Below are 24766 nucleotides of genomic sequence, written 5' to 3'. Positions count from 1 at the left end.
GGAAATGAAAAAGATAAATATATTATTGTTGATCGCAGGTTTATTTACAATCTCCTGCGAAAAAGTTTTGGAAACTGAACCTCAGGCAAATATTTCAGATGAAGCTGTGATTGTAGACAAGAAATCTGCTAATGCTGCACTAATTGGAGCATATGATGCTTTACAAGGACAGGTGGGATCGAATATAGTTTCCTTAGACCTGGCGGGGGATAATGTAGTAAATTTCAACGCGCAAAATCGTGTTGTTGCAGATAAAACGGCCGCTGGAGGCGGTGGTGGTTTTTCAACCTATTATGTAATCATAAACAGGGCGAATTTTATATTGAATAAAGTATCCCAGCTTTCTGATGGCTTAGTGCCGGTGGCAGACAAAAATCAGATTCTTGGCGAAGCTTATTTCTTGCGTGGGTTATCTTATTTCGATTTGGGGAAGACTTATGGAGGAGTACAAATTGTCCTGGAACCCGCAACATCGGCCAATGCCCATAAAGGTATAAGAAGAAGTACATTGGAACAGACCTATGCACAGGCGCTTGCCGATCTTAACAAGGCAGAAGAATTGTTGTCTACTACAGTAAATCGCAACCGCGCCAATAAATTTACCGCCTATGCGCTCAAAGCCCGTTTGTATTTATACACTAAGCAATGGAACCTGGCAGAAGAATTTGCGAGTAAATCCATCGCAAGTACAAATTTCGAACTGGTAAAACCCTATTCTACTTTCTTTACTTCGAAAAACACCAAAGAGTCTATTTTCGAAATCGCTTTTAGTACGGCTGATAAAAGTTCTTTTTACACCAACTGGCGTTCGCCGGAGCAGGGCGGTCGCCATGATTATATTCCTGAACGCGGTTTTGTTGGGTTATTGCTAAACGCAAACTTAGGAGGATCTCGGAAAAGTTTGTTGTTTCAAACCCCGCAAGGAGTGTATGACCTTATCCAGTATGGAAATCAAGATGGCACCAGCTCTATATTTGTTTTGCGGATTGCGGAGCAGTACCTGATCAGGGCTGAGGCCAGGGCTAATAAAGCTACGCCAGATTTGCAAGGTGCGGTGGATGACTTAAATAAGATCAAAGGTCGCGCAGATGTCCCTTTACTAACTTATACTTCACAATTGACGGTCAACGATATCTTATCGGCTATAGAAAACGAACGCAGATTTGAGTTGCCTTTTGAAGGGCACCGCTTTCTGGATATTGTGCGTACCGGCCGTGCTGCCCAAGTGTTTGGCGCTGTGAATGCCAACCTTAAAAACCCAGATTTCTGGATATTTCCAATCCCGCAGTCAGAAATCATAACTGATCCGGACCTGGCAGGTGACCAGAACAAAGGATACTAGATTCATTAACTCATTTAAAATAAATAATCATGAACAAGATTTTATTATTGGCAGCCTCTGTTGTGTTTACTGCTGCAGGAACATTCGCTCAAAGTTCAGTATCAAAAGTAGGTGGGGCGAACAGCCCTGTTACCATCAATCAAAAATCTACTACGAGGCATGGCCCTGAAAAAGGGTCACTCATCATTATCGGAGGAGGAGGTTCTACCCCACAAATATGGACTAAGTTCCTTGAGCTTGCCGGCGGAAAGGATAAGGCCAATATCGTAGTCATTACTGCTGCGACTGGCGATTCAGCTGCGTTCAGCCTGAGTAGTGCAAACAAAATCAAAAAGGAATTGGGGATTAAGAATGTAACAGTTCTGCATACCAATGATCTGGCAGAAGCCAACAGCGAAAAGTTTATTGCCCCAATAAAAAAGGCAACTGGAGTTTGGTTTGACGGCGGACGCCAGTGGCGCATTGCCGATGCGTATTTAAATACCCTTACTCATCAGGCATTTTTTGACGTGCTGAATAGAGGCGGCGTAATTATTGGCAGTTCGGCTGGTGCAAGTATCCAGGGTTCATTCTTATGGCGCGGTGATACAAAAGGACCTCAGATTCTTGTAGGCGATCATACCCAGGGCCTCGGATTTCTTAAAAACTCAGCCATAGATCAGCACCTATTAAAAAGGAACAGGCAATTTGATTTGGTTGATTTCATTAAGAAGTCGCCAGAGTTAATCGGCATAGGATTAGATGAAGCTACCTCAATCTTGGTACAACGTGATACCCTTGAAGTAATCGGTAAATCATACGCCATAATTTACGATTACAATACCATTATCGGCAAAGGCCCGGACCATGTTAAAGATGGGAAAGAAGATTATTCGGCATCATCGGGTCCATTTATATTTTTAAGTGAAGGCCAGAAATACGATTTGCGGAACAGGATAGTGCTGGCACCGCCGCGTAAGACAACACCAACCGCTGCAGCTGTCAACTCTGGTAATAAATAATACAAACATGAAAAAGATATTTTTATATATTTTGTTGGTTTTGGCTGGCCTCAGTGCCGCCGGGCAGACTCCCGTTACCATCAATCAAAAATCTACAACTAAACATGGCCCGGAAAAAGGATCATTGATCATCATAGGAGGAAACGTTGGAAGCACGGCTTCTATCTGGAATAAATTTACAGAACTTGCAGGGGGTAAAGTCAAAGCCCACATCGTTGTGGTTACGGCAGCAGGAGGGGATTCCGCGTTATACGATAATAAATCAGTTGATGAAGTGAAAAAACAAACGGGTGCAAAGGATGTGGTATTGCTGCATCCAAGAGATCTGGCAGAAGCAAATAGTGAAAAGTTCATTGCCCCATTAAAAAAAGCAACAGGGGTTTATTTTATCGGTGGCAGGCAATGGCGCATTGCTGATGCTTATTTAAATACACTTGCGCATCAGGCATTTTTCGATGTACTAAACAGGGGCGGAGTCATCGCAGGTAGTTCTGCGGGAGCCAGTATCCAAGGGTCATTGCTATGGCGGGGCGACACCAAAGGTTCTGGTATTTTCCTGGGCGACCATACGCAAGGATTGGGTTTTCTTAAAAATTCGGTAATTGATCAGCATGTATTAAAGCGTAATCGTCAATTTGATCTGATTGAAGTGGTAAGACAAACTCCCGAACTTATTGGGTTTGGACCTGATGAAGCAACAGCCATTCTTGTTCAGCGAGACACAGCTGAAGTAATCGGAAAATCTTACGTAGCAGTGTACGATTACAAAACGATAACAGCTCCAAAGAAATCTCAGGTGGCCGGAGAATCTGAAGATTCAGGAACTATCGGAGGACCGTTCTTCTTTTTGGGTGAAGGACAAAAATATGACCTCCGCAACCGAAAAATAATACCTCCGCCAAAAAGAATAAGAATAGAAAGTATTAGATAAGTTACAATTATATGCCCTTATGCCCTATAGACGCATATAATTGCTGTTTTAAATAATAATCTACTAAATTGATAGATTTAATTGTTTATTATTGAAAATGCATTTACATTTGCCAAGCAAAGTATAAATATTTAAAAAATTGAAATGGAAACAACTTTACGAAAACAAATGAAAAATGCGCTTACTTCCTTCAGAATTCCGACTACAACTTATTGTTGTTGTTGTCCAATGAAATAGAGTGCTTCTATTATAAACAAAAAGACAGGGTATTAAACCCTGCCTTTATAGATGCGATCAGTACGCAACGCCAATCACTTACTGAAAGCAATTAGTCTCAATCAATTAGAATTAATTAAAACTTTTTAAAAATATGCAAAATTTTAAAAAGGCTGGGCATGTATCTCATGTTTCTCGCCTATTTGAAAGGATACGATTGCTGGGTGCAGTCTTAGGGCTCCTTTTAAGTCTTCCATTTGTCTCCTCTTCTCAACAGACAAAACCTATTGTTAACTCAACGCTTAAGGGCAGAGTAGTGGATGCAGTTAATAAACTAGGCATTCCAGGTGTAAACGTCGCTATTGTAGGTACCACACACGCTGTTCAAACCGATAAAGAAGGTAAGTTCAATTTCGTAACAGGACAAAAATTCCCTTATACCTTAACCGTAAGTTATATCGGATATCAAACCAGACAAGTAGTTGCCAATGGCGAAACCATAGAAATTGAACTAAAGGAAAGTACAAACCAGCTTAACGACGTAGTTGTCGTTGCTTACGGATCTCAGGAGCGTAGAAACGTAATCGGTTCCGTTGCCAAAGTCTCGATCGAAGATGTAAAGAACATTCCTGGGGGAAGCTTTGAATCTCAGCTTCAGGGAAAAGTTGCAGGGGTGCAGATTACGAACAACACCGGTGTGCCGGGTGAAACGGTAAATATACGGTTGCGCGGTGCCAATAGTATTAATGGAAACAATAATCCGCTGTATGTTATTGACGGCGTATTTATTAGCAATTCCAGTTTGCAGACTTTTGATACTGGCGGACATTCTACCTCTCCAATTGCAGACATTAATCCAAATGATATCGAAAGTATTTCTGTATTGAAAGATGCAGAGGCAACTGTTCTTTATGGGGTTAGGGGCGCAAATGGAGTAGTGATCATTACTACTAAGCGCGGTAAATTCGGACAAAAAGCCAAAGTAGATTTCAATGTGTCAAATGGCTTCGCCAAAGCAGTAAAACTTTGGGATCTCGCTACCGGTCCGCAACACGCGGAATTGATCAATGAAAACTGGATCAACACAGGCGGTTCATTTGCCAGCCGTCCTTTCAGACCAGTTTCTGAAGTTGTTAACGGAGTAGCTGGCAGGGGCCTTCCGGAAGAGCAGCAAACCTATGACCGCTTAAGCCAGGTTTTTCGCACAGCTAAACTCCAAAACTACGACGTCTCTATAGCTGGTGGTAACGCAGGTAACAAGTATTATATATCGGCAGGTTATAATGATCAGGAATCTATACTGGCGCCAATCTCTTTTAACCGTGCGAGTTTTAAAGCAAACTTCGACCAAAAAATAACTGATAAAATCAATATTGGAATTAGTAATACCCTGGGACGTACCTTCCGTAACGAGGGTAGGGCTGGCGACGGTCCTGCAGGTGGATTGCTTCAGGCAGCCTTACATACCCCAACCTACCTGTCGCCTTATAACGACCAAGGCGTTTTAGTCGGCCGCGCAGGTTTTGACAATGTCGAGTTGCTGTTAGAGAATTATGATATCCATTCTACCAGTCTTCGTTACATCGGTAACTTATATGGTGAGGCTGAGTTGTTTCATGGGTTAAAATTCCGCAGCAGTTTTGGGTTGGATTACACCAATTACCCGGAATCTGAATACTGGAATACCTTCCTGATCTCAGGAAGTCCGGCAGGTTTGGCAACCTCATCTATCGGTCAGCGTACTTCATTACTCAATGAACAAACACTTTCTTACAGCTTCAAAGTTAACACAAAACATACCATCGGTTTCTTGCTAGGAAATACCCTGCAAAGCGATATCAGTAGTACTACATCTGCAAGAGGGACAGGATTTGCCAACAACTCTTATAAACTGGTATCATCAGCTGCGGTAACTACAGGTTCTGAAAGCTGGTCAAGGAGAAACCTGGCTTCTTTCTTTGCTAAGGTAGACTATAATTTTAACGGGAAGTATTTACTTGATTTTAGTCTGCGTGCAGATGCAACTTCTGCATTTGGTAAAGACAAACAATGGGGCTATTTCCCCGGTGTAGGTGCAGCATGGCAAGTTAAAGAAGAAAATTTCCTTACAAATGTAGATGCCATTACCGACTTAAAAATTAGGGCCAGTTATGGTATAACTGGTAGTCAAAATGGCGCAGGCGATTTTGCATCCTTAGGCCTGTGGTCTGGCGGTTCATCTTATCAGGGAACACCGGGAACAGCACCACAGCAAATTGCTAATCCTGATTTGGGATGGGAACAAACCACCCAATTCAACACCGGCTTTGATTTGTCAATATTAAAAGGCAGGCTGTCTTTATCGTTTGATTATTACCGGAAATATACCAGTGATGGTATCATATCTAGTCCGCTTGCTGCAACTACAGGGTTCAGTAGCTTTACGAAGAACGATATTGAAATTAGCAACAGAGGTTATGATCTAAACATAAATTCTACCAATATTAAAACCAATTCTTTCTCGTGGACGACCAACTTCAATGTATCAGGTAACAAGAATACCATTGAAAAGTTGGCCTCACCGGTTAAGTTTGGGAGTCGTGATCTGATCTGGAATGTTCAAGGCTCATCGCTGTACTCTTTTTATTTGTATAAGGATTTGGGAGTAGATCCGCAAACAGGTAATACCCGCTATGATGATCATAATGGAGATGGAGTGATCACGGCGGCCGACAGGCAGATTTATGGTAGCGTTTGGCCTAAATTCTTTGGCGGCTTTGGTAATACATTCGATTACAAAGGGATTGATCTTGGCGTATTTTTATCTTACTCTTATGGAAATAAGGTTTATAACCACAACAGGTTCTTTGGTGAAGCGGGTGGTGCCAGGGATGCTGCACGTATTATTTTTGCAAGTAATGTTGACAGATGGCAGAAACCTGGCGACATAACCGATACGCCAAGACCTGATGGGATTAATAACAACAATTACAAAGATGATGGTAGTCGCTGGTTAGAAGATGGTTCCTTTATCCGCCTTCGTGCCCTAACGCTTGGATACACACTTCCAAAACTCTTAACCCAAAAGATTAAGCTGGATAAAGTAAGGTTAACAGTTACTGGGAGTAACCTTTTCCTGATCACAAAATACACGGGTCTTGATCCTGAGTCTTCATCAAGCAGTTCTCAAAATGCGCAGGGTATCGACTTAGGTACACCACCTTCGCCACGCAGTTTTCAATTTGGTATAAACGTTTCACTCTAGCCATATGAAGAATCTAGCTATTAAATCAGAGAACAATTTATCAAGAAGAGCAACCATGAAAAAAGTATTATATACACTTTCGGTGCTAACAGCACTTTCTTTTTCATCCTGTGAAAAGTATCTGGATGTGGAGCCACGGGCCTCAATTTCAGACAAGAGTACCATTTTCGACAACGCTTCGGCACAAACTGCATTAACGGGTGTTTATGCAGCATTGGCAAGTGGGGGTTATTATGGCACTACCTTTCAATCAATCGGTTACCTCAACGGAGATAATATAGCCTGGACCGGCTCACAATCTCAGGTACAAGAGTTTATCAATCATAATGTAAGTGCAGATAACAGCACCATTAGCGGTGCCTGGAGCGCGATATATATTGCTGTTAGTCGTGCTAATCAGGTGATCACAAAAGTACCGTTGGTTACAGACCCCTTGTTAACACAAGCCAATAAAGATCTAATTGTTGGTCAGGCCTATTTCATTCGCGGACTCGCATATTTCGATTTGGCCCGTACATGGGGCGGGGTACCCATCATCACCAAACCTACCGAGTCTGCCACAGACAATAGCGGTATTCCACGAAGCACCCAAGCCGAGGTTTATGCTCAAGCATTGAGCGATCTTGAAAAAGCAGAACCCTTGCTTACAGAAACCACAAACAGGTATCGGGCAACCAAAAAAACTGTTTGGGCATTGAAATCACGCTATTACCTGTATCGCGGTGACTGGGCTAATGCAGAACTCTATGCCACCAAACTTATTGCAGATAATACCAACTATAAACTCCTGAAACCGTTTGGGTCATTTTTCCAGAATGATGTTAGGGGCACACAGGAGTCGGTATTCGAAATCTTTTATAGTGCAGCAGAGTTGAATGGGCACCGCGGTCAATGGCAGCCTCAAACCAATGGGGGAACCAGGCAATGGGCTCCAAATGATGCTTTTGTGGCATTGGTAAACAACCCACTCATTGGAGGGACACGTAGTGTGTTGGTAGCGAAAGACAACCAAAACCGCTGGTACGGGAACCTTTATTATAGAAGTCCGGCAACAGATCCGTCATATGTCATCAGGATTGCGGAGTTATACCTGATCCGTGCCGAGGCGCGCGCAAACCAGGCGCCCGACGGCGCAACTGTTACCAATGAAAAGATCATTGGAGCCCTGGCTGATCTGAATGCAGTGAGGGACAGGGCAGGATTAGCTACGTCCATTGCGGCAACCAAAGCAGACGTCTTGCTTGCTATCGAAAACGAAAGAAGAATTGAATTTGCGTTGGAGCCACACCGCTGGTTTGACCTGGTGAGAACAGGGAGAGCTGCGGCTGTATTGAACATTACCGACACCAGGAAATATTTGATGCCAATTCCTAATGATCAATTGTTGATTGATCCTGCATTACGGCCAAATAATCCTGGATACTAAATTTATAGTCATATCATGAGCACAGTTAAACTAGAACAACCTTCTGCTGAGTGGAAGAGCTACGAAAAAGTAGCACTGCGTTTCTTATTTATTTATTTTATTCTTCAAACCATTCCGCTCGATTGGAAATACTATCGTGGAATCTTTTCGATCAATTGGCTTAATTTAAAGTATGGTGACATCTTTTACATTACTCGCTACTTTCCAAGGTTCATTACCCCACAGGATAGCTTTGTTAATTGGATCATTATTGCGGTAGTTGCGGTAATCGGCACGGCCATTTGGGCCAGCAAGGAAAAACCAGGTACTGATTATAACAAACTTTACTATTGGTTGAGGGTGATCTTAAGGTATAGACTGGCCATCGGTATCATCGGGTATGGATTCATCAAATTCTTTCCCTTACAAGCTCCTTTTCCTTCAATCAGCAACTTGAACACCAACTATGGCGATTTTACGGATTGGAAGATCTTTTCATTAAGTCTCGGAGTAGTTCCTCACTACGAATCTTTCCTAGGCTGTGTTGAGCTGCTTGCGGGGTTTCTGTTGTTCTTTAGACGAACTGCTTCTATAGGCGCATTGATCGTGTTGGTGTTTACCGGAAATGTTTTTATTTCAAATCTGGCTTATGAGGGGGGAGAATACGTCTACAGCTTTTACCTGATCTTCCTTGCACTATTTATTTTTGCTTATGATGCAGCAAGAATCTATAACCTGGTGTCGCTTGGTAAACCTACTGTACCTAATTTGTTTAAACCACAGTTTCCGGGCTGGCAGGAAAATGCACGCATAGTCTTAAAGATTTCTGTCATCTTCTTTTTTGTCTTTGTTTATGCTTTCAAAACTTACAAAGGCTACAAAAACGATCCCTACCAGTTCCCCCACACAGCGGGTATCACCAACACAAGTGGGATCTACAATGTAACAGAGTTCAAACTCAATGGTAAGTTATTTCCCTATAATGCAACTGATCCGATCAGATGGAAAGATGTGGTATTTGAGAAATGGGCAACAATAAGTATTCGATCTAACCGGCCAGTTCAATTGGATTCTACCAATTATGAACAGGTAGCTTACAAAGATGAAGATAGGAATTATGAATTGGCAGGCTCCGGTGGCAGGCATTACTACAGTTATATTGCAGATACCGTAAGCCATGTTCTGACATTGCAAAATAAGAACAAGAACTACAAAAACGACAAGTTGATATTGCATTATAGTAAACCTGATAGCGCTACCATCATACTTCAGGGTGTAAGCAATACTAAGGATTCTGTGTATGTACTACTAAACAAGATCGATAAAAAATATCCAATCCTGCTTGGTCGCCGCGGTCGACTAAAGCTCTGATAATACAAAGATGAAAAGTAATTATAAAAATATTTAAGATGGCTAACATAGAAAACAGCACTGGAAGTTCTCCCGTTCAATGGTCCATTTATAAGAAAATCGCATTTCGTATTGCATTTGCTTTTTTCATCCTGGTGTCTATTCCGTTAAGCGGAGGCTGGTACAAAAGTCTGGCTGGCATCGACTGGACTCGTCCGCATTACCGCGACATCTACGATATTGCGCGTTACGGAACTAATGTACCATCCCTATTTTCGAAATCTGGAAATCAAGGCAGTGAAGAGGGGGAATTTGGTGCAGCAGCTCAGCAGCAGAAAGAAAAGTCGGGTGGTAAGCAAAAGATTAAACGAAACAATCCTGAAACAGTCAACGCCCAGGCGCAAGCAGGAAGGAATAGGAGCTGGATAGCTGACTATAGTTCCTGGGGCAACGCCCTGGTAATCGCGGTAATCATCGGGTTAATCTGGACGCTAATCGATCGTAAAAGGCCTTCATACAACGTACTTTATTACTGGCTCACGGTAGTAGTCAGGTATCGGGCTGCAATCGGGATTATTGGCTTCGGATTCACCAAGCTTTTTCCAACGCAAATGCCGTATCCCTCACTTGGGCTGTTAAATACTGATTTTGGAGACTTCACAGCACAAAAGATTTATTGGCTGTCCGTAGGTATCGTGCCCTGGTATCAGGTTTTTGGAGGCATTGTTGAACTGGCTGCTGGGGCATTACTTATGTTCCGAAAGACCGCCACCTTCGGTGCTATTTTATTAATTGGCGCATTGGGCGATATCACTTTTGTAAACTACGCCTACGATGGGGGAGTACATGTTTACGCTTTTTATTTTGTGTTGCTTGGTTCATTTGTAATCGCTGCGGATGTGCCACGCTTGTATAACCTGTTAATTTTAGAGCGCTATACCGTTCCGCATTTCTATTACCCAAATTACAATTTGCCCGCATACAAATATACCAGGATTGCATTAAAGGGGCTGGCTATTCTAATTTTCTTCGTTATCCTTACCTATACAGAAGTGATCAACTTCAAGTATGATCCGTATAAGCAGCCTTCTACCGCTGGTGTAAAATCCCTTAGAGGCAATTATGCGGTAACGGAATTCAAAATTAACGGACAGGTAATCCCATATTCTCCCTTAGATTCTGTCAGGTGGAAAGAAGCTACATTTGAAAAATGGACTACGCTTACCTTTAGGGTGAACAAGCCAGTTGTGGTAGATCCTTCAAATGGGGGTGGCAGTCCGATGCGAGATGTGCAGCGAACCTTTGAAATTGCTGGAACAGCAGGCGGACAACGTGCTTTTCATTATTATGCAGATACTATAGACCATGTTTTATATTTGCAAGATAAGAATGCAGTCGCCTCTCGTGGTGAAAGAGCCGGATTGCAATCAAGGCAAAGTTTTGCTGGTCAGCAAAAGCATGAAAAAGCCGATAATTGGATCAGCGACGCAGCCTGGAAACATATTGGAGATGAGAATAAAATGATCGATCCTAAAGCATGGTCAACAAGAAGAGACCGTGAATTTGCGCGACCTGAACCAAAAATTAAAAGAAATAGAATGGTTTTAAAATATGCTACTCAAGACGGATCGCGGGTTATTCTGAGCGGCATTAACGAGTCAAAGGATTCGATCTATGTCGTACTTGATAAAATTAACAGGAAATATGTGCTTCCTGAAAGTACGTTAAGCGCAGGTAAGTATTAAAATAAAGACTTTTCTTTTAAAATAGAATGATGATATTGTTGGTGTCAACAGAAAAAATTAATGAGCAAAACTGAATTTGATGCGATTATAGTGGGCTCTGGTCCAAACGGACTTGCTGCTGCCATTACTTTGCAGCAGCAAGGACTTTCTGTTTTGTTAATAGAGGGCAAAGAGGTTATTGGCGGTGGGCTCACTTCCGCAGAATTTACATTGCCAGGCTTCGTACATGATGTCTGCTCCGCCATTCACCCGCTGGCCATTGGCTCTCCGTTTTTTAATACCCTCCCGCTAGAACAGCATGGGCTAACATATCTTTTCCCTGACCGGGCAGCCGCACACCCATTTGATGATGGTACTGCAGCAATCCTAACTAAGTCCATTCAGGAAACAGCCAGTTCGCTGGGCAAAGACGAGAAGACATATCTGGAGATCTTTGAAAAGCTAGCTGCCGACTGGCCAGAAATTGCTTCAGATGTGCTGGGACCACTTACTTTTCCTCAGCATCCCATCGCAATGGCTAGTTTTGGACTTAAAGCTTTAACTTCTGCATCCCATTTTGCTAAGAGATTTAAAACAAAGCAAGCCAAAGGCCTTTGGGCCGGAATGGCTGCACACGCTATACAACCGTTAAGTAATTTGAGCACCTCGGCAATCGGACTCGTATTAATAACTGCGGCGCACCTCAAAGGGTGGCCAATTCCGCAAGGTGGATCAAAGGAAATTGCCAATGCGCTTGCCTCTTATTTTCTTTCCTTAGGTGGAAAGATTGAAACAGGGCATTATGTAAAGTCGCTGGAGGAATTGCCCTCGGCAAAGACGGTGTTATTCGATGTGACACCAAAACAACTGCTTAAAATAGCAGGGCATAAATTTTCTTCGATATATAAATGGCAGTTGGAAAAATACCGCTATGGGATGGGGGTGTTCAAAGTCGACTGGGCACTTGACGGGCAAATCCCGTTTACAGCAAAAGAAGCGCAACGAGCCGGAACAGTTCACTTGGGGAATACTTTTGAGGAGATCGCTGAATCGGAAAAGCAAATCTGGAACAATCAACATTCAGAAAAACCATTTGTATTGCTAGCTCAGCAAAGCATTTTCGACAGCAGCAGGGCACCCGAAGGTAAACATACTGCGTGGGCTTACTGCCACGTACCCAATGGTTCGGTAAAAGACATGACCGACATTATAGAAAGTCAGGTAGAAAGGTTTGCACCAGGTTTCAGAGATCTGATATTGGCTAAGCATACTATGAATACGGCAGAGGTTGAGCAATACAATCCAAACTACATTGGGGGCGATATTAATGGCGGGGTAATTGATCTTGGTCAGCTTTTTACCCGACCGGCATTGCGTAGCTCTCCTTACCGTACTTCTGTCAAAGGATTGTATATATGTTCCTCATCAACACCTCCGGGTGGCGGGGTCCACGGTATGTGTGGTTATCACGCGGCCAAAAGAGCACTCAAAGACATCTTTTCAATAAATATTTAAACTAAAACACACAAATAAATCATGTCAGATCAAAAAAAGCTGGTTGTTCACGAAGACTGGGTAGTCGTAATTCTTGGAGGCCTCATTATTCTTTTAGCCCTAGCAGGTATATCGTTAACCGTTCCAGCGTTTAGTTGGAAAACAGCCGATGAATTAACATCTGCTGTATTATCTGGAAGCAACCTTCAGATCATTCTCATACAGTTCGTTTTCGTGCTTATTATTTCTGCTTTTGGCGCCATATTAACAGGCAAATCAATAGTCGGCAATTTGAAAACCTTTCCAATTGTATATCTGCTCACCATCATTGCATTAATTCTTGCAGGTAACGCACAAGTGAAAGCATTGAACCTGGAAGCTGTAATCTTTAGTTTAGCAATAGGATTGGCGATCGGAAATTTCCTGAAATTGCCTGAATGGCTTAAATCTTCCCTTTCTACAGAACTTTACGTAAAGATTGGTTTGGTGTTGTTAGGAACCTCTGTTATCTTTTCAGACATCTTAAAAGCAGGTTCATTAGGTTTAATCCAAGCCTTGGTTGTGGTGTTGTCTGTTTGGTATTTTGCTTTCTGGCTATGTAAAAAACTCAAAGTTGATGACGAATTGACCATGATGATATCCAGTGCGGTATCTATTTGTGGAGTATCCGCCGCGATAGCAACTTCCGGTGCAATTAAAGGGGATTCGAAAAAGCTTTCTTACGTGATATCTATGGTGCTGATCACTGCCATACCGATGATGATCTTTATGCCATATATTGCTGCATACTTTCATTTTCCGCAAGCCGTTACCGGCGCATGGCTGGGTGGAAGTATTGATACTACTGGTGCTGTAGTCGCATCTGGAACATTGGTTGGGGAAGAAGCACTGAAGATCAGTACCATCGTTAAATTCTCTCAGAACGTATTGCTTGGAATTGCGGCATTTGCCATCTCCGTATACTGGACGTATACCAAACACCCGGCAGGTCAGGATAAAGCAAGCAAATCAACGCTTAAAGTAATATGGGAGCGATTTCCGAAGTTTGTAATTGGCTTTATTGGCGCTTCACTACTTTTCTCTTTTTTCGTTTCTCCTGAAACAAATACAGCAGTTAAAGGCAGTCTCAAGAACCTTCAGGGATTATGGTTCGCATTAGCTTTCACCAGCATAGGTTTAGAAACAAATTTCAAAGACCTATTTGGTAAGAACAGCAAGAAGCCGTTTTATGCATTTTTAATTGCCCAAGGATTCAATGTCATCATTACATTGATTATTGCCTTCCTGCTGTTCGGGCAGGTTAAATAGCGTGCGGTACGATACATTTAGACCCATTATTGGCTTAAATCCGTCGTTGCGAGGTACGAAGCAATCTCATTAGGGGATTGCTTCGTACCTCGCAACGACAAATCTAAAAAGGCCGGATGCAATTAATTATACGCTCTTGCAAACTCCGTTGCAAAATCTGCTAGCTTAATCTTACCCAACGTAGCTGGTCTGTGCGCAAAATAATCTTCATACAATTTCTGGCTTCTAGTAGCATCTCCCATTTCTACATAACTCTTGGCCATTGGCTCTGGCAAACCTGCACCAGTCATGCCCGCTAAAGCCTCAGCATCACTGAATTCTATCCAAGGTAACTCAGGTTTACCTATGGCTGAACCCAAGGCTTTAGCAACCTCACCTGCGGTACTTTCATCACTGGCAACGTAGCGGATACTTTGTCCGGTAAAACCTTTTTCAAATTCTTCGGCTGCGGCAGTTGCAATGTCAACAGGATGTACAAGTACCAATAGAGTTTCAGCACTATAATTTGATCCCAAGATACCCGCATGCTTGATCATGTCGATATTTGCCAGGAAGTTGATATAAAAATATGCTGCGCGTAAATGCTTTACAGCTACGTCTGATAGTTCAGCATATGCATTTTCTGTATCATGCAAGCCGGCGATAGGGCCAGTGCCGCTGTCTAAATGCGCGCCGATACTGCTTAGGTTTACTACTTGCTTAACGCCCGAAGATTTGATGGCCTCCGCATATTTTTTGCCTACGCCAGAAATAAATCCCCTCACATCTGTTGCGCCATAATTAGGGGGAACCATTGTATAAATGGCATCTTTTCCTGAAAATGCTTCAGTTAAAAAAGCGACATCTTCCACAGAGCCGATTGCTGCTGTAGCGCCCAATTCTTCTATAGCAGATCTCTTATCCTCATCACTGCTGATGATGGTTATTTCATGTCCTGCATTAATTAATTTTTCTGCTAGTGGTTTACTGATATTTCCCAGTGATCCTGTGATTGTGATATTCATGATTTTTTATTTTTGATTAATGATACACAAAGGTATATTTGTACTTACTTTTATACAAGTACTTACCCCAAAGTATGTAACATGACAGCAGTTAAAGAGAGCTCCACAAGGAATTTTAATAAAACAATAGTAAGTGCCTGCCCGGTAACTTACGTTATGAACAAGATTGGCTCGCACTGGAAACCCATCATTATCTTTCATTTAATGAGTGGCCCTAAGCGCTACAGTGAGTTGCGCAGAGCGATACCTGAGATCACAGAGAAGATGCTGATCCAGCACTTAAAACAACTACAAACGGACGGTCTGATCAACAGAAAAGCCGAACCAGTGGTGCCGCCTGTTGTTACTTACAGTTTAACGAAATCTGGAGAATTGTTAACTCCAATTTTAGATGCCATGGTAGCATGGGCAAGACAAGACTCAATTTAGATAGTTAACAGAAAGGCAGAGCCTATGGCCCCGCCTGTTGTGACGTACAGTAAAGTAAATCTGGAGAGCTGTTAACGCCAATATTATTCTGATGTAGTGAGATAATCTGCAAGTATATCCTCCACCAATTTTCCTGCTTCTTTTTTCGTTTCATCAGAAATAGTATTCATATACTATAAGTTAACTGATCTGACAAATAGAAACTTCGGCGTCTTCTCTGACTTTGAAATATTTGCCAACCTTAGATAAAAGACGTGTAACGAGGCGATATGAATAATTAGTAACTACAATTAAATAACCATATAACTACTACATAATTATTATTTATCGATATGTTATCTTTATGGTTGCGATATCCTTGACTTATCTTATATGATATTTTAAAGATAAGGTAAATATATTTCAATGATATGTCAAGGATAATGCAACCCATTAGTTATATACTAAATTATTAATAATTACTAAGAAGTTGCTAACTGTTTTTACACTCACTGATCTAATCTCAAACACTCACTTTCGTTCGTAAATTCAATTTTTTGATTATTTTGATATCAAAGAAATAGACTTCCTATTTTACAAACATTTTAAAATGGTGACGCAGTTTTCGTTCATCCCCTATTGGAGTGTGACGATTAATCGGAAAATATAGATGTGAAACGGCAGGGCAAAAATACCTTTTTGGAGACGATTATAGTAGCTAGGGCCTATTGTTGTTTAAGTAATTGGTTGTTTTTGTTAAACATAGTACCCTCATAAAATAAAAAATGTTAAATTTTCTTGGTTTAGTTATTTCGTTTTAATCATAAAAAACTATATTCGAATTACTTATAAAAAATAAAAATGGAAAAATTCACAAAATTAAAAGAACTGGTAGCTACAATCGAAGCAGATGCAGCTAAATTTTACAATTCAGGTAACGGTGCAGCGGGTACTAGAGTTAGAAAAGGAATGCAAGAATTAAAAAATTTAGCTCAAGAAATCCGTACGGAAATTACAGAAACTAAAAACAGTAAATAAGCACTTTTACGTTTAATGGAGCGGGGTTATTCGAAAGCGTAACCCCGTTTTGTTTTTAACGTTTTTTAACCATTTTGCGGATTGATATTGCGGTAATAAACCTATTAAATTGTTAGCTTTGTTAGTCTAGTTTTTGAAACCACCACGCTAAAATATTCATGAAAAAACTTTTTGTCTTGTTTATCGCACTATTGTGCACAACATCTGCATTTTCTCAAGGTATGCTAAATCTATTTGGTAAAGCCGACGATTTTTTTACCCTGCTGGGTACTGAAAAATATGAGGAGGCTTATGCTTTTATCGATCCATCCTTCCAGGCGCAGGCACCACTTGATAAGTTTCAGGGAATGTGGGGTACAATTACAGGCAAACTGGGGAAGTTAAAGTCAATAAGCGTATTGAGCAGTAAAGCTGTTGAGGGTGATCTTTATGTACTCACTGTAGAAGGAAGGTTCGATAATGACGTTCAGAATTTTAGCCTCGCTTTTAATAAGGCTGAGAAAATTGTAGGTTTGAGGGTACAGCCCAGGGCTGCTTCTGCAGAGTACATTAAGCCAGCTTACGCAGATACAAGCTTATATACTGAAAAAGAGATTTATGTGAAGGCTGAAAAGCACAGCTTGGTGGGAATTTTAACCGTTCCTAAAAAAGTAGTAAATTTTCCGCTTGTGGTGCTCGTGCATGGTTCTGGCCCGAGCGATATGGATGGTTCAGTTGGTCCTAATAGACCATTGAGAGATTTGGCTTCAGGTTTGGCTTCCAAAGGCATTGCTACGATCAGGTATGTTAAACGTACCATTATCTATCAAAACGAATTTGTAGGTGCTTTCACCGTAAAGGAAGAAGTTTTAGATGATGCGTTGGCCGCCGTGGCATTAGCCAGGACAATACCTGGTGCAGATAAGAAAAAGCTGTTTGTATTGGGACATAGTCTGGGTGGAATGCTCGCTCCGAGAATTGCCAGTCTGGCTCCGGATCTTAACGGTATTATTTTGCTTGCTGCCCCTGCAAGAAAACTTACAGACTTAATTGTGGAACAAAATAATTACGTTTTTGCGCTTTCTAAAGATACAACCGCTGAAGGACGAAAAATGATGGAAGAGGCCGGTTTAGAATTTGCAAAATCAAGAATAACGAGTTTAGGTACAACAATCAAAGCAGATTCAGTTTTACTGGGTTTACCAGCGTCCTACTGGATAGATTTAAATAATTACAACCAAGTAGAGCTGGCAAAGAAACTAATTAAACAACGCATTTTTATCGCACAAGGTGGCATGGATTTCCAGGTTTCTATGAACGATTTTAACCTTTGGACTGCCGCTTTAAGCAAAAGGAAAAATGTTGCATTAAAATCTTATGTTGATTTGAACCATTTGTTGAGTACACAGACTGAAAAGGGAACGGCAATGCAGTACCAAAAACCTGCAAATGTCTCTTCTTTGTTGATCGATGATATCGCTGCCTGGATAAATATGAAATAATGGCAAAGTTGTTGCTAGGAATAAGAACAAATCCACATAAAAACCAGATCAATTATGATTAAAAGAATACATGTACTTGAAGATGACGAAGATATAAGATACATCATTGGAGTACTCCTTAAGGATGAAGGGTATGAATTGCAGCTTTCATCTACCTTTGCTGAACTAAAAAGCAAACTTAAGGATTCAGTTCCAGATTTATTTATATTGGATGTAATGCTTCCTGACGGTGACGGAGCCAGTATTTGTAAAGATTTAAAAGGAGACGTTTTTACCAAACATATTCCTATTATCGTGATGTCGGCAAATGACCAGAACAAACAAATCAGCCTGGATGCTGGCGCCAACGATTACATCAGTAAGCCATTTGATATAGACTATATTGTGAAACGCATTAATGCACAGTTGAATAAATAGTAGCAACTGTAAGCTTATAGATAAGTCCTGATTTTTTATCAGGGCTTTTTTTTTGGAGTTTAATGGAGTTGTACATCTTATATTTATTTGTTATATTACTGCTAGGTGATTAACATTCATCTATACAGAGATCCGGTAACTAAATTTAATGCCTTGGAAGATTCAATTATAGGTTCTGTACCGCATACGCTAGGGTTCATTATTAATGAGCTTTCAAAGAATGCTTTTTTGCTTGCATTTGAAAATGATCTTTCTGATTTGAAAGGGCTGGTTGAAGCCGATACCATAGATCCGGATGATTTTGAACTTTTGGAAGCTGTGGATGATCCTATTGTCCAGATGCTACTAGTTTCTGTAGAACGTGTAATTAAGTGCATGAAAACCTATTACCTGATCAATAACCTGGATGAACTGGAGGTTATGGAGAATGATGAGTTTAATCAGCTGGCCTCCGATAATTATTATGTTTATATCATCAATTGGGAAAATAGCACTTACGAAGACCTGGTTATCAATCTCAATACAGTATACTTCTGCATTGCGCAGCTTTTGTTCCATGTAACCTGTCAGCTGGATTTAAAAGTAATTGACGTTCCAGATGAAATTTACGATGAATTTATAGAACGCTATTCTGAATTTTGCTTGGAGGAAGTTCCGTCTGATGATAAAAATATTTCCTTGCTATACGATCTGATTCATCACCTTAACTTAGATCTGTTGGAGATTGATAAGCTCTCCAGAAATGTTTGATGGTAAGAGCCAAATTGTCATCAGGGCCAGATTTATATTCTAAATAGCGCTTTGAGTCCGGTTATTCCTATTTGCAGGCCAACGCAAAAGATTAAAAATGCTGAAATACGATTAACAATATTTTCACCATTAGAGCCGAGGTATTGTATGGCAGTTTTCGTATTGAGATAGAAGAAATAGATCATGATACACATGATCATAATTGAAGTTAATATAGCTCCGGTATTTAGAAAATATAACTTGCTTCCAAACACAGCGCCGTGAGCACTCAAGGTAAAAAGAACCGAAATTGTGCCTGCACCCGTAGTTGCAGGAAAGGTAATAGGATAAAAAAGCTTTTTGACGATGTGGGAATAGGCAGATACATTTACATCTTCAGTGATATCGTCAATGCTGTTTTTTTTCTGATCAGTTGATAAAAATTCCCAGCCCATTTTACAAATCATGATACCACCAGCAAGTTGTACCACCGGGATTGAAATGCCAAACAAACGCAATATCCATTGACCAGCAAATAAAGAAATGGTGCAGATTAAAAATGCATAAAAGGTAATTTTGGTAACTGCGGTTCTTTTTTCTGCTTTGTTGAGGTGCTCAAAAAATGGGCTCACCATAAAAGCAGACCCAATCGGGTTAACTACCGGAAAAAGGGCAATAATGCCAATAAAAACCAGATGAATAAAAGATTCGTAAAATCCTGACATATGGCTTAAAGATAATAAAAATCGATGTTTAGTTCATCACATTTCAAAAGCCCTGCACTCAATTCCCGACAAATATATAGTTTGCATTAAAGTTTTTTTAGGTTGTTTACAAAAGCTAAATCAGTTTTGCCTAAGTTTGGGAATTAAATAATACCCTTATAAAATGTCAGATCAGAAAAAAGAAATATTTGATGGCGTAGCACAACGCCTGAAGATTGAAGGTTTTAATGTAGTTAATCGTGATGAAACTCGTCCTTGGGGTGGTTTTTTTGTTATAGATGAAGACCAGGCTCAGCAGTTTGCTAACGTTTATTTTGAAGGTTTAAATGTTGAAGACTTGAGGATTTCCGGTAAATTAAGTCCTAAAATTTTAATAGTTGCTCCAAAAACAAGACTTTCATGGCAATATCATCATCGCCGTGCGGAAATCTGGAGAGTAGTAAATGGTACAGTAGGTGTTGTTACTAGTGATACAGATGAAGAAGGGCCATTACAAAAGCTAGCTCCTGGTCAGTCGATCAAGTTAAAGCAAGGCGAAAGACACCGTTTAATAGGATTAGAAGACTGGGGTATTGTTTCAGAGATTTGGCAACACACTGATTTGGATAACCCATCAGATGAAAGCGATATTGTAAGGGTTCAGGATGATTTCGGAAGATAGACACATCTAATCACCTATATTCTTCGTTAATATCATATATGATCATTTTATTATTTTTTCTATTACACTGGTTTCTTTCTCTTTTTTCACAGACATTTTTCCTGCATCGTTATGCTTCGCATAAAATGTTTAAGATGAATGCTTTTTGGGAGAAATTCTTTTATACCATTACCTTCTTATCGCAGGGTTCGTCATTTTTGAACCCCCGGGCATACGCTATTCTACACCGTATGCACCATGCCTATAGCGACACCGAGAAGGATCCGCATTCGCCTCATTTTGTTAAAGATGTTTGGGGCATGATGATCCAGACCAAGAATATTTACCTCAACTACTCTAAGTATAACCATGAGCCTGAGGAGCAGTTCAGAGATAAGTACCCGTCCTGGCCAATCATTGATAAGATTGGAGATTCCTGGCTTACCAGGGTTGTTTTTATTAGTTTTTACATTTGGTTCTATGTAACTTTTGCTACAGCATGGTGGATGTTCCTATTATTGCCTATCCACTTTTTAATGGGGCCGTTACACGGTGCTATTGTAAATTGGTGCGGTCATAAGTACGGTTATTCCAATCATGACAATGATGACCATAGCAAAAACTCGTTGCCATTGGATTTTCTAATGATGGGAGAGTTGTTTCAAAACAACCACCACAAAAAGCCTAACAGTCCGAATTTTGCTTCTAAATGGTTTGAGTTTGATCCTACCTACCCAATCATGAAGGTGATGCATTGGATGCACATCATCAGGATAAGAAAAACTTAGTTATGAATATCATCACCTTTTTAAAGATTATCTTTTCTATTATCCTGGTTTGGGTTACCTACCAGGTAATCACGACCAGTATGGAGAGCAATCTTTTTAAGGAATGGGATTTTCTGGGCAGCATTCCCTGGATGCGTGCAACATTATGGGACTTTTATGCTAATCTTTTCGTGATTTACTTATGGGTACTTTATAAAGAAAAGAACATTGCTATTAAAATACTTTGGCTGTTGTTGTTATTTTGCCTGGGAAGCATCGCAACCTGTGTGTATATGCTTATTCAATTGTTCAAACTTAAACCTGGAGAAGGTGTTAAAGAATTGATCAATAACAAAAACTAACAATGAGTCCTTTAATAACCATATTGGTATGTCTGGCTACTTGTTGCGTAATTATGTTTGCTGTGTGGCTTTGGGCAAAGCAGATTACCAATGCAGGGGTAGTAGATGTTTTTTGGGCACTCAATTTTCCGGTCGTTGCGGTAATTCTTTATTTTCTTGCGGATGGGTTAGAATTGCGTAAATTACTGATTAGTGGGATGGTGATCATTGCCGGAGCAAGACTGGGCATACATCTTGGAAGGCGGGTTATTGGTCACCTGGAAGAAGAGGAAGGTCGCTATAAACAATTGAGAAAGGAATGGGCGCCTCGTGAAGATTTTAAGTTCTTTACTTTCTTCCAATTTCAAGGCATTTCCAATGTGTTGCTTTCGGCTCCTTTTTTCCTGATTGCTTTTAATCAGGCTCCCCAACTTAACCTCTTAGAGTATATTGCCATAGGTATTTGGCTGATTGCTGTGATTGGTGAGGGAGTTTCCGACTGGCAATTAGACCAGTTTAAAAAGGATCCTGTGAATAAAGGTGAGGTATGCGATGTTGGCTTATGGCATTTCTCCAGACATCCCAACTATTTTTTCCAATCCCTGATGTGGATTGCATATTCTATTTTCGCTCTAACTGCACCATTTGGTTGGATTGCATTCATAAGCCCGGCGATTATACTCTATCTTCTTTTCAACGTTACGGGAATCCCGGCAACGGAGGAGCAATCGCTAAGATCAAAAGGAGATAAATACCGTAAGTACCAGAAAACCACGAGTGTTTTCGTGCCATGGTTTAAAAAGAGTTCAACTTAAAATCTTTTTCTTTAGCAATAACGTATAGTTTATTATGCGTACATTATTTTGATCGTATGCAAACTTAATAACCTAGACTTACGATTTAAAACTTGCAGCTAAATGTGGTACGATTCTTTAATTGAACAAGATAAACTTCCTGACTTTATATTAAGACAAGGCATTAGAAAGCTCTTGAAGCAGCGTTTAACAGACGAAACTTTGCCTGATGTAGAGATGCAGCAGAATGCTTTTAATGCGTTACTGGATGAACTACGGAATTCGCCCATTGCCATAAATACCGCTGATGCCAATCAACAGCACTATGAAGTGCCCACTGTATTTTACCAATATTGTCTAGGAAAGCACCTGAAATATTCAAGCGGGTATTGGAAGGAGGGTGTTTCTGATATTGATACTTCCGAATCTGATATGTTGGAGTTGACTTGTAAACGTGCAGAGTTGGAAGACGGACAGGATGTTTTGGAATTGGGATGTGGCTGGGGTTCTTTGTCACTTTATATGTCGGCCAAATACCCTGGCAGTCGCTTTACTGTGGTCTCCAATTCTACAACGCAAAAAGCCTATATAGACAATGCAGCCAAGGAGCGCGGCATTACAAATTTGACGGTGATCACTGCAGATATGAACACCTTTCAGATTCTTCAGCAATTTGACAGGGTAGTATCCGTAGAGATGTTTGAACATATGCGCAACTACAAGCTGTTACTTAGTAAAGTTGCTTCCTTTTTAAAAGAGGATGGCAAATTGTTCGTTCATATTTTTACCCATAAAACCTTGGCTTATAAGTTCGAGGTGAAGGATGAGAGCGATTGGATGAGTAAATACTTTTTTACCGGTGGTATCATGCCTTCTAACCACCTGTTGTTTTACTTTAATGACGATTTGAAGGTAGATCAAATGTGGGTAGTCAATGGTATGCACTATTCAAAAACGTCGGAAGCCTGGCTGGCAAATATGGATTTGCATAAGAAAGACATCATGCCTGTTTTTGAGGAAACGTACGGTAAGGATCAGGCAGTTAAGTGGTGGGTTTACTGGCGCTTGTTTTACCTCGCCTGTGCAGAATTGTTTGGATACGATGAAGGAAATGAGTGGATGGTGTGCCATTACTTGTTCAAAAAGAACCAACTATAATGGAAAAAGTTGCTGTTATAGGAACCGGCGTAGCCGGTATGGGTTGCGGCCATTTTTTGCATAAAAAATATGACCTCACTTTTTTTGAGGAATTGGATTATGTGGGGGGGCATACCAATACCGTTACGGTAAATGAAGATGGTAAACCCGTTTACATTGATACTGGTTTTATGGTGTTTAATTACCAGACTTACCCTAATTTAACGAAGCTTTTTGATGAAATAAAAGCTCCGGTTAAGAAGACGGATATGTCGTTCAGTGTGCAGTACCTGCCAGATAATTTGGAATACAGCGGATCTAGTATGAACCATCTGTTTGCACAGCGCCGGAATATATTCAAACCTTCTTTTATTAAGATGCTCATGCAGATTAACCGTTTTAATAAAGAAAGCGTAGATATCTTGGATAAGCCTGAATATGCAGATTATTCAATTGGCAGGTACATAAAAGAGTTTGGTTATAGTGAAGACATGCTTTGGAAATATCTAATTCCCATGAGCTCGGCCGTGTGGTCTACCCCTATGGAGCAGATACTGGATTTTCCAGCAGTGTCGTTGATCAGGTTTTTTAAGAATCACGGGTTTTTAGGCCTAGATACCCAACACCAATGGTTTACCCTGGACAAAGGAAGCCAGGCTTATCGCGAACTTTTAATTAAACCTTTCAAAGACAGGATACAGATCAACAAGAAAGCCGTTAAAGTTAGTCGCATGGCAGACGGTATGGTAACCGTTACCCTTGCCGATGGTACAGCTCATGTTTACGATAAAGTGATTATGGCTTGTCACGCCGATCAGTCTTACAGAATTGTAAGCGGAAAAACGACCGATGAAGAGCGTTTGCTTTCTAAATTTAAGTATCAACCTAACAAGGCTGTTTTACATACAGATGAGACACTGATGCCGAAAAAGAAACTGGCCTGGAGCAGTTGGAATTACCGGGTGGAAAAAAAAGGTAACGAGTTGGTGCCGAGTACAATATACTGGATGAACCAGTTGCAGCAAGTGTCTGAAAAGAAGAATTACTTTGTTTCCATTAATCCATCAGATCAATTGGATCCCAAAAGGATTATTAAATCCATTGATTACGAGCACCCATTGTTTGATGTACCAGCTATGCAGGCACAAGATGAGCTGCATTTACTAAATGAAGATGGGCCGATCTATTATTGTGGTAGTTATTTTAAGTATGGCTTCCATGAGGATGCCTATGCGAGCGCAGTAGCGTTATGTAAACTTTTGTAGTTGAA

At 40.7% G+C, this 24766-nt stretch carries 22 protein-coding genes; 20 read left to right on the top strand and 2 right to left on the bottom strand.

Features of this window, described 5'->3' with window-relative positions:
- The first annotated feature begins 4 nt into the window (after window positions 1–4).
- The 9 genes from ACXZ1K_RS18890 (at window position 5) to ACXZ1K_RS18850 (ending at window position 14015) form a co-directional block, all read left to right on the top strand.
- On the top strand, window positions 5–1342 hold the full coding sequence (locus tag ACXZ1K_RS18890) for a RagB/SusD family nutrient uptake outer membrane protein (RefSeq protein ID WP_458971243.1): 1338 nt from the start codon (window positions 5–7) through the stop codon (window positions 1340–1342).
- Window positions 1343–1371: 29 nt separating this feature from the next.
- The gene (locus tag ACXZ1K_RS18885; RefSeq protein WP_458971242.1) at window positions 1372–2343 is read left to right on the top strand and encodes a cyanophycinase; all 972 of its coding nucleotides are present in this window, start codon (window positions 1372–1374) and stop codon (window positions 2341–2343) included.
- A gap of 7 nt (window positions 2344–2350) precedes the next feature.
- Window positions 2351–3274: a cyanophycinase gene (locus ACXZ1K_RS18880; protein ID WP_458971241.1), complete on the top strand. Its 924-nt coding sequence runs from the start codon at window positions 2351–2353 to the stop codon at window positions 3272–3274.
- A gap of 370 nt (window positions 3275–3644) precedes the next feature.
- Window positions 3645–6734: a SusC/RagA family TonB-linked outer membrane protein gene (locus ACXZ1K_RS18875; RefSeq protein ID WP_458971240.1), complete on the top strand. Its 3090-nt coding sequence runs from the start codon at window positions 3645–3647 to the stop codon at window positions 6732–6734.
- A gap of 55 nt (window positions 6735–6789) precedes the next feature.
- The gene (locus ACXZ1K_RS18870) at window positions 6790–8160 is read left to right on the top strand and encodes a RagB/SusD family nutrient uptake outer membrane protein (protein WP_458971239.1); all 1371 of its coding nucleotides are present in this window, start codon (window positions 6790–6792) and stop codon (window positions 8158–8160) included.
- Between the two features lie 15 nt (window positions 8161–8175).
- On the top strand, window positions 8176–9510 hold the full coding sequence (locus ACXZ1K_RS18865; RefSeq protein WP_458971238.1) for a DoxX family protein: 1335 nt from the start codon (window positions 8176–8178) through the stop codon (window positions 9508–9510).
- Between the two features lie 38 nt (window positions 9511–9548).
- The gene (locus tag ACXZ1K_RS18860) at window positions 9549–11234 is read left to right on the top strand and encodes a hypothetical protein (RefSeq protein ID WP_458971237.1); all 1686 of its coding nucleotides are present in this window, start codon (window positions 9549–9551) and stop codon (window positions 11232–11234) included.
- A 60-nt stretch (window positions 11235–11294) separates the two neighbouring features.
- The gene (locus ACXZ1K_RS18855) at window positions 11295–12728 is read left to right on the top strand and encodes a phytoene desaturase family protein (RefSeq protein ID WP_458971236.1); all 1434 of its coding nucleotides are present in this window, start codon (window positions 11295–11297) and stop codon (window positions 12726–12728) included.
- Between the two features lie 21 nt (window positions 12729–12749).
- On the top strand, window positions 12750–14015 hold the full coding sequence (locus ACXZ1K_RS18850; protein ID WP_458971235.1) for a YeiH family protein: 1266 nt from the start codon (window positions 12750–12752) through the stop codon (window positions 14013–14015).
- 122 nt (window positions 14016–14137) lie between these two features.
- Here ACXZ1K_RS18850 and ACXZ1K_RS18845 read toward each other — a convergent pair whose 3' ends face one another.
- Entirely contained in the window at window positions 14138–15019 is an 882-nt protein-coding gene (locus ACXZ1K_RS18845) for an NAD(P)H-binding protein (RefSeq protein WP_458971234.1), read from the bottom strand.
- Between the two features lie 81 nt (window positions 15020–15100).
- On the opposite strand from ACXZ1K_RS18845, the gene ACXZ1K_RS18840 reads away from it, so the two are divergent.
- The 5 genes from ACXZ1K_RS18840 (at window position 15101) to ACXZ1K_RS18820 (ending at window position 19113) form a co-directional block, all read left to right on the top strand.
- On the top strand, window positions 15101–15448 hold the full coding sequence (locus tag ACXZ1K_RS18840) for a winged helix-turn-helix transcriptional regulator (RefSeq protein ID WP_458971233.1): 348 nt from the start codon (window positions 15101–15103) through the stop codon (window positions 15446–15448).
- Window positions 15449–16288: 840 nt separating this feature from the next.
- Complete coding sequence (locus tag ACXZ1K_RS18835; RefSeq protein WP_458971232.1) at window positions 16289–16465, top strand: histone H1; 177 nt, start codon at window positions 16289–16291, stop codon at window positions 16463–16465.
- 158 nt (window positions 16466–16623) lie between these two features.
- Window positions 16624–17946 carry a DUF3887 domain-containing protein gene (locus ACXZ1K_RS18830; RefSeq protein ID WP_458971231.1) on the top strand — a complete coding sequence of 441 codons (1323 nt, stop codon included), beginning with the start codon at window positions 16624–16626 and terminating at the stop codon, window positions 17944–17946.
- A gap of 54 nt (window positions 17947–18000) precedes the next feature.
- A complete protein-coding gene (locus tag ACXZ1K_RS18825; protein ID WP_458971230.1) occupies window positions 18001–18363 on the top strand; it encodes a response regulator transcription factor in 363 nt (120 codons plus the stop codon).
- A gap of 153 nt (window positions 18364–18516) precedes the next feature.
- A complete protein-coding gene (locus tag ACXZ1K_RS18820) occupies window positions 18517–19113 on the top strand; it encodes a hypothetical protein (protein ID WP_458971229.1) in 597 nt (198 codons plus the stop codon).
- Between the two features lie 32 nt (window positions 19114–19145).
- On the opposite strand, the gene ACXZ1K_RS18815 is transcribed toward ACXZ1K_RS18820, so the two are convergent.
- A complete protein-coding gene (locus ACXZ1K_RS18815; RefSeq protein WP_458971228.1) occupies window positions 19146–19817 on the bottom strand; it encodes a MarC family protein in 672 nt (223 codons plus the stop codon).
- A gap of 163 nt (window positions 19818–19980) precedes the next feature.
- On the opposite strand from ACXZ1K_RS18815, the gene ACXZ1K_RS18810 reads away from it, so the two are divergent.
- The 6 genes from ACXZ1K_RS18810 (at window position 19981) to ACXZ1K_RS18785 (ending at window position 24761) form a co-directional block, all read left to right on the top strand.
- Window positions 19981–20478 (top strand): cupin domain-containing protein, encoded by a 498-nt coding sequence (locus ACXZ1K_RS18810; protein WP_458971227.1) that lies wholly within the window; start codon window positions 19981–19983, stop codon window positions 20476–20478.
- Window positions 20479–20516: 38 nt separating this feature from the next.
- Window positions 20517–21245 (top strand): acyl-CoA desaturase, encoded by a 729-nt coding sequence (locus ACXZ1K_RS18805; protein WP_458971226.1) that lies wholly within the window; start codon window positions 20517–20519, stop codon window positions 21243–21245.
- A 2-nt stretch (window positions 21246–21247) separates the two neighbouring features.
- Window positions 21248–21586: a DUF1475 family protein gene (locus ACXZ1K_RS18800; RefSeq protein ID WP_458971225.1), complete on the top strand. Its 339-nt coding sequence runs from the start codon at window positions 21248–21250 to the stop codon at window positions 21584–21586.
- 2 nt (window positions 21587–21588) lie between these two features.
- Entirely contained in the window at window positions 21589–22380 is a 792-nt protein-coding gene (locus tag ACXZ1K_RS18795; protein WP_458971224.1) for a DUF1295 domain-containing protein, read from the top strand.
- 102 nt (window positions 22381–22482) lie between these two features.
- Entirely contained in the window at window positions 22483–23517 is a 1035-nt protein-coding gene (locus ACXZ1K_RS18790; RefSeq protein ID WP_458971223.1) for an SAM-dependent methyltransferase, read from the top strand.
- Window positions 23517–24761, top strand: coding sequence for an NAD(P)/FAD-dependent oxidoreductase (locus ACXZ1K_RS18785; RefSeq protein ID WP_458971222.1), 1245 nt, complete (start codon window positions 23517–23519; stop codon window positions 24759–24761). Before ACXZ1K_RS18790 ends, ACXZ1K_RS18785 begins: the two co-directional genes overlap by 1 nt.
- Window positions 24762–24766: the final 5 nt, after the last annotated feature.

The sequence above is a fragment of the Pedobacter jaeyakensis genome (genome assembly GCF_054461315.1).
The sequence above is the reverse complement of the archived record's forward strand: the minus strand, read 5'-3'. Positions and strand labels throughout refer to the sequence as shown.